The following is a 6,134-nucleotide window of genomic DNA, read 5'->3' as shown; positions in this document are numbered from 1 at the left end:
TGAGAAAATTAGAACGGTTCATAAGGTCGGGTACAGATGGGAGATTTAAATGAAATTTTGGCATAAAATATCCATATATTCGTCATTGTTATTTTTGGTAATATTTAACTTCTGCGCTGTTGGTTTAATACAAAATAGTCATAACTTAAACTTAAAAAGAGAGATTGATAGGTCATTAGATGAACATAGAAATATTTCGACAGGAATTAGTTATTATAATATGATTTCAAATAATTACTTAGATATTGAGTCTAAAAATATAGTTAAGACTGACTATAAAGAAGTTGTAAAAAAATATTTAGAAATTGAATTCAAAGAATAATTATTTAGAGATAGTAGACAAAAATAATCATGTAGTTTTTAGTAACCTAGATTTTACGGTTTCACAAGATAGAGAAGAGTTAACAAATGCATCTCACGATAAAAGACAATACATTATAAGAGATGTAGAAAATAAAACATTATTATTTGTAACTAGTTTAATAAATATAAATGGAGAAGATTTGAAGTTTTCATATGTTCGTGATGTAACATATATTTATGAATATAAAAAAGAACAATATAATTTTTATATTCGATTATCAATAAGTATAACTATAATTTTAGCTATTGGCATGTATATGTTAAGTAGGTATATTACAAGGCCTATAGAGAAGCTAATAAATATAACCCAAATAGTATCAAGGGGGAATTACTCAAAAAGAGTAGAGATTGATTCTAAAGATGAAATAGGGATTTTAGCAGAAAATTTTAATGAAATGGCAGCTGCTGTTGAACAAAAAATAAGTGAACTAGAAATGGAAGCTGCAGAAAAACAAAGATTCATAGATAATTTAACTCATGAATTAAAAACACCCTTAACTTCCATAATTGGATATGCAGATTTTCTTCGCTTAACTGCATATAATGAACAGATATTTATAGAGGGGCTAAACCATATATTTAAAGAAGGAAAAAGATTAGAGGAATTATCAGGGAAAATGATGGATTTAATGTTGCTTGAAAGAGAAAAATTTAAAATGAAAAAAGAAAATATAGGAGATATATTATTTGATATAAAAGATATATTAAAGCCTAGATTAGAGAGTAAAAGCATCCACTTGATGATTAGTGGTGAAGATTATGAGGTAGTTGTCGAAAGCGATTTAATTAGAAATTTCATTTGTAATTTTATTGATAATTCTATTAAGGCTTCAAAAGAAGGTAGCAATATATATTTACATGTATATAAAAATAAAGAAAATAAAACTGTGCTTGAAATAAAAGATGAAGGTATAGGAATTTCAGAAGAAGATTTACCTAAAGTGTTTGAAGCCTTTTATATGGCTGATAAATCAAGAACTAGAGCTAATAATGGAGTTGGATTAGGACTTACAATATGTTCTGAAATAGCAAAAATCCATGAAATTGAATTAGAAATGGAAAGCCAACTAAATAAGGGAACAATTATAAGAATAACATTTACCTTGAATTCGTAATGAAAGTTCCTGACATTTTGTTTGCTGCCTTATGATTTTACAACTATGTTACAATTCGTAGATTTTTTCTATATGGGTAGGATGTATTATTCTAACTGTAGCAAACAAATTAAAGGAGGGAAAATTTTATGAAGAAAAAAGGAATCATTGCATTAGGTTTAATTGGAGCATTAAGTATTAGTGGTGGTGCTTTAACTTTTGCACAAGTATCAAAAAATACAGTACCAAAAAACGAAGTAATGACGGAGTCAAGTACTACACAAGTAAGTGAGCAAGATGAAACCTATAAAAAAGTAGCACTAGATGCTTTTACAAAGTATTTTAATGTAGATGTAATGCAAAATAGTAAAGGTTTAAAATTTGAGGTAACAGATATTCCTGAGACGCAAACTATTGCTGTAGCGTGGCTCGATAAAAAGAATACTATGGTATATGATGCTATAATAGATAAAAAAACTAATAAGATAAAACGCTTATCATGTTTTCCAGAGGATCCTAAAAATAAAGATTATCAAAATTTTTCTTATGATACAGCGAAAGATATAGCAAATAAATTTGTTACAGATAATAATTTATTCAATAATACAGATTATGAGTTTGTAGAGAAGGAAAGCATTAAGAGAAATTCAGAGTTGGGTAAAAAAGCTCAAGGATATGTTTTCTATTATAACTGCAATGGAGAAGAATGGACATTAGTTGTCAATAAAGATCTCCAGAAAGTAGAGCAATTTCAGATCTTCCCTGCAGGAGAGCGCGGAGTGGGATTGGGCTAAAAGTAGATTTTCATTATGTTATAAAAAGGATGGAAGGTATTGCAATAATTTCAATTTGGGTAAAGCACAGTTCAATATTCCCCAAGTTGGAGTATTGTGACAGTCCAAAACCTTCAAGGCCTGACGGGCACCACCATGTGTAAAAATGCACTTGGCCTGTGAATCTCTATGTTCCCTACTGGAACTGCGAATCACGGGCCTTACTTTTTTGGGAGGATAAACTCTATCCTAAACCGACCTATTAATGATCACATATCCGACGGCCGTCCGTTATGTGGGAGGTATGCCATAACTTTTTGTAAACATCTGCATAAGTTACTTTCAGCTGTTCTCTAGTTGCTTGTTTTCTTCCTTTTTAGAGATAGTCATAGAAGTTAAAGTGGATTTATTATCTTGGATAGCTGTTGGGTTCATCATAATCAGATTTGTTATTCTTGCTTTTATAACAAGAAATGTGAAAAGTAAGATCCCTCAAAGTTCAGCTATCCAATCCATAGTTTGGAGGATAGTGGGAACCTCAGTTTTTTGGATGGTGAGTATCTTCCTTATTATATGGTGGTTACTTCCTAGATTTTTGTGAAGAACTGTACTTAAACAAACGCGCACGATTGTGGAGCAACATAAGTAGGAAATGATCAAACTTTTTTATAAAAGAATGAGTCAATAAAAAACAATAAGAGCGTGTTTTAATAAATCTTTTTTTTACAAAACACGCTTTTTTCTATATTCGTTTATCAAGGTTATTAGTAGCAATTTGATCAAACATTGTTTTAAAGCAACACGTAGCTTCTTGTTTTAGTTTTGTAAGTGGCTCAAAAAAGAAGGAATCGTTGCCGTCCCCCCTTAACGTAGGAAAATAGGCTTTTTATCTTCCGAAAAATGTCTTATCGTGGATTTTATGTCATTTGGTTGGCGGGACCCCATGTATGATTGAAAAAATAGAGGTGAGTGCTATGAAAAAGTTATATAGCGAAAATGGAATATTAATAGTTATAACTATTATTCTATTAATTACATGTATTATCTTTGTGTGTAATCCACTTGTTTTCTTAAATTCTATAAAAAGCTTTTAAAAGAATTAGGATATATAACCCCAACCTAAGAGTAAAGTGTTTTGGATTAGTTCAATCAATAAAGGTAATGGGTATATGATAGGAAGCTACAAGACAATCGGAGGTTACTTTACGTTTCCTATCAAAGGTGCTCTTTCTATTCCTAAAACCGGTCCTTGGAGCCCCTATAGCTCATTAATTAAATTATATCTTATGTTAATAATGTGACGGACTAAAGCAGTAACCCTGTGGTTATCCCATATAAACGAAAAAACTCTTAAAATATTTGATATCTTTAAAAAGGAGCACACCCACTTTATACTTCTTTTTCAAATAACTAAATTTATAATGGAAAAATAAATTATAAGAAAGGACTGAAATTACCCACATTTATGAAAAAAATAGTTATTATTTCAGCCGCTATGATTGGAATCGGTATCACATCCTTCACTTATTTCGGTTCGAGATCTCCACTACACAATGAAGCGAAAGTTGTTGAAACACAAAAACATGATGAACATCCAAAAGAAGAGATTCCTGCCTTTCCGAAAGCAGCAGATACAGCCAAAAAAATAGATGAGAAATTTCTTCTTGTTACAAATCCAGATTCACCCCTTGTATTAGTAAATAAACATCGTAAATTACCAGATGGCTATATACCAAAAGATTTAACTAAACCAAACGTTCCATTTACATCTCCAAAAGATAAAGAAAAAACATTACTTCGTAAAGATGCTGCCACTGCTCTTGAAACAATGTTCCAATCTGCAAAAAAGCAAGGTCTAGAGCTTACAGCTGTATCAGGTTATCGTTCATATAAACTACAACAATCCTTACATAATATGTATATCAAACTTCAAGGGAAAGCCAAGGCTGATTCAGTTAGTGCAGTCCCTGGAACGAGTGAACATCAAACAGGACTTACAATGGATATTAGTTCAGAATCTGCAGAATATAAATTAGAACCTATCTTTGGAGAAACAGAAGAAGGAAAGTGGGTAGCAGCACACGCCCATGAATTTGGCTTCGTTATTCGTTATTTAGAGGATAAGACAGATACGACAGAATATGCATATGAACCATGGCATCTTCGCTACGTTGGCAATCCATATGCTACATACTTATATCAACATCACCTAACATTAGAAGAAGCAATGGGTGAAAAAAATAAGTGAACCATAAAATCCCCCCTATAAAATAGACACTTAAAAAAAGTCTATTTTATAGGGGGGATCTTCAGGATTTTGCGGATTTACAACGTTAAGGTAGAAAACCGTGTATTAATAGGGTTTGCTCTATTGGGACTTAACCGATTTTGCGTCAAATAAGGCTTGCAAATGTCTCATATAACTTGTCTCAAAATCCTTATCGTTTTTAAAGCTGCAAACAGCTTAACGTTGTAAATCCGCATTTTGGGGACGCTAACCCAATATATAGTATTTATTGATTTTTAAGGAATTATTGTATATTTAATAATGTGGTATTTTGTTTATTAAATGCACTTAAGGATACATTGTATGGTATAAATTAATTTGATTGTTAAAGTTAAAGGTGGTTATTAAAATTGAAGAAAATAGTATTATTTATAATAAGTTTAAGTTTAATATTAACTGGCTGTAGTATGAAAACGAATAAAGAAGACCAAGTAGCTAAAGAAGATGGGAATACTAAGGAGGAAAAAATTATTATTCCTAAATATTCAATTTCTAATGAGTATTATCAAACGATAATACCTTTAAGAGAGCAAAAAATTGTGGGAACAATTAATGAAAAAACTAATTCTAAATTAAATGTTGATGAATTTGAAACAGGATTAATGAATATTGCTTTAAAGCAATTTGATACAAAAAATTATTATTTTCAAAGCAGTGAATATTTGTCATCAAAAGCGTTAGAAAAATTAATAACAGGTCAAGAAACTCCTTATGTATCTAATATTATTGAACATGATTATTTTACTAAAAAAGATAATAATACATTAGCATTAGGAGGAATCGTAGTTGGTTTAGCTATGACTTCAAATCATTCTAATGAAGAAATACTTAATAAAGGTAATGAAATGGCTAATGAATTATTAAAAGAATTACATAGGTCTGATGTTACACGAACAGTTCCTATTACTTTTGCTATTTTTAAACAAGAAAGTAAGAATTCTTTAAAAGCAGGTACTATTATTTCAAGTAGTACTGTTGCAAAAGGAGATCAAAAAGTAGGAGAATGGAGTACTGTAAATGAGCAATCTTTTATTTATCCATCAGAAGAATTGACGAAGATACATGATGAGGATGTTAAATTGTTGGATGAATTTTCTGAACAAACAAGAAATACAGCAGAAGGTGAAAATATCGGTATTATTGCTAAGCTAAATTATAAAGAAAATAAACTTGAAAAATTAAACATAAGCTGTAATTTTAAAATTAATGGAAGAACAGAAGTGATTAATTGGGCACAAGTAGTTACGGAAAAATTATTAGATGTTTTTAAAGATAATAAAGATACTAAAATTCAATTAACAATAAAATCTGAACAAAAAGATGAAGCTGTTATTATTTTAGATAAAAATAAAGATAAACCTTTTGTTTATTTTTTGGATTAAGCCATAACTTATTTGATAGATAAAAATATTTTGTGTATGTCAATGGTAAGGGCAATATAGTGAGCATTAAGGAGTTGACATATATATAGATAGATTAAAAGTAGGAATTCCCTTTCGTAGAGTACGGAAGGGGGTTTTTAGATGAATTTATTTTAAAGGAGTTTTTTTAGGGGGCTCTTTTTAATATACTTCAAAAGGTACACCTTTTGAAGTATCTAGATATCTATGAAAAACA

At 30.1% G+C, this 6,134-nt stretch carries 5 protein-coding genes; all 5 read left to right on the top strand.

The annotated features are described in order from the left end of the window. The first annotated feature begins 49 nt into the window (after window positions 1–49). The 5 genes from V7024_RS21675 (at window position 50) to V7024_RS21655 (ending at window position 5,899) form a co-directional block, all read left to right on the top strand. Window positions 50–322: a hypothetical protein gene (locus tag V7024_RS21675; RefSeq protein ID WP_335523796.1), complete on the top strand. Its 273-nt coding sequence runs from the start codon at window positions 50–52 to the stop codon at window positions 320–322. Next, window positions 306–1,478: a sensor histidine kinase gene (locus V7024_RS21670; RefSeq protein ID WP_335523794.1), complete on the top strand. Its 1,173-nt coding sequence runs from the start codon at window positions 306–308 to the stop codon at window positions 1,476–1,478. Before V7024_RS21675 ends, V7024_RS21670 begins: the two co-directional genes overlap by 17 nt. A 128-nt stretch (window positions 1,479–1,606) precedes the next feature. Continuing rightward, window positions 1,607–2,251 carry a hypothetical protein gene (locus V7024_RS21665; RefSeq protein WP_335523793.1) on the top strand — a complete coding sequence of 215 codons (645 nt, stop codon included), beginning with the start codon at window positions 1,607–1,609 and terminating at the stop codon, window positions 2,249–2,251. A 1,444-nt stretch (window positions 2,252–3,695) separates the two neighbouring features. Next, window positions 3,696–4,478 carry a M15 family metallopeptidase gene (locus tag V7024_RS21660; RefSeq protein ID WP_335523791.1) on the top strand — a complete coding sequence of 261 codons (783 nt, stop codon included), beginning with the start codon at window positions 3,696–3,698 and terminating at the stop codon, window positions 4,476–4,478. A 389-nt stretch (window positions 4,479–4,867) separates the two neighbouring features. Then, entirely contained in the window at window positions 4,868–5,899 is a 1,032-nt protein-coding gene (locus V7024_RS21655) for a CamS family sex pheromone protein (RefSeq protein ID WP_335523788.1), read from the top strand. Window positions 5,900–6,134 lie beyond the last annotated feature (235 nt).

The organism is Bacillus sp. JJ864 (assembly GCF_036963045.1).
GTDB lineage: Bacteria > Bacillota > Bacilli > Bacillales > Bacillaceae_G > Bacillus_A > Bacillus_A pseudomycoides_C.
This window is presented reverse-complemented; position numbering and strand designations above follow the sequence as displayed.

What these genes read in the sequence shown, in the direction of transcription:
- V7024_RS21675 (WP_335523796.1), top strand. Translation starts at nt 50, where the DNA reads ATGAAATTTTGGCATAAAATATCCATATATTCGTCATTGTTATTTTTG.
- V7024_RS21665 (WP_335523793.1), top strand. Translation starts at nt 1,607, where the DNA reads ATGAAGAAAAAAGGAATCATTGCATTAGGTTTAATTGGAGCATTAAGT.
- V7024_RS21660 (WP_335523791.1), top strand. Translation starts at nt 3,696, where the DNA reads ATGAAAAAAATAGTTATTATTTCAGCCGCTATGATTGGAATCGGTATC.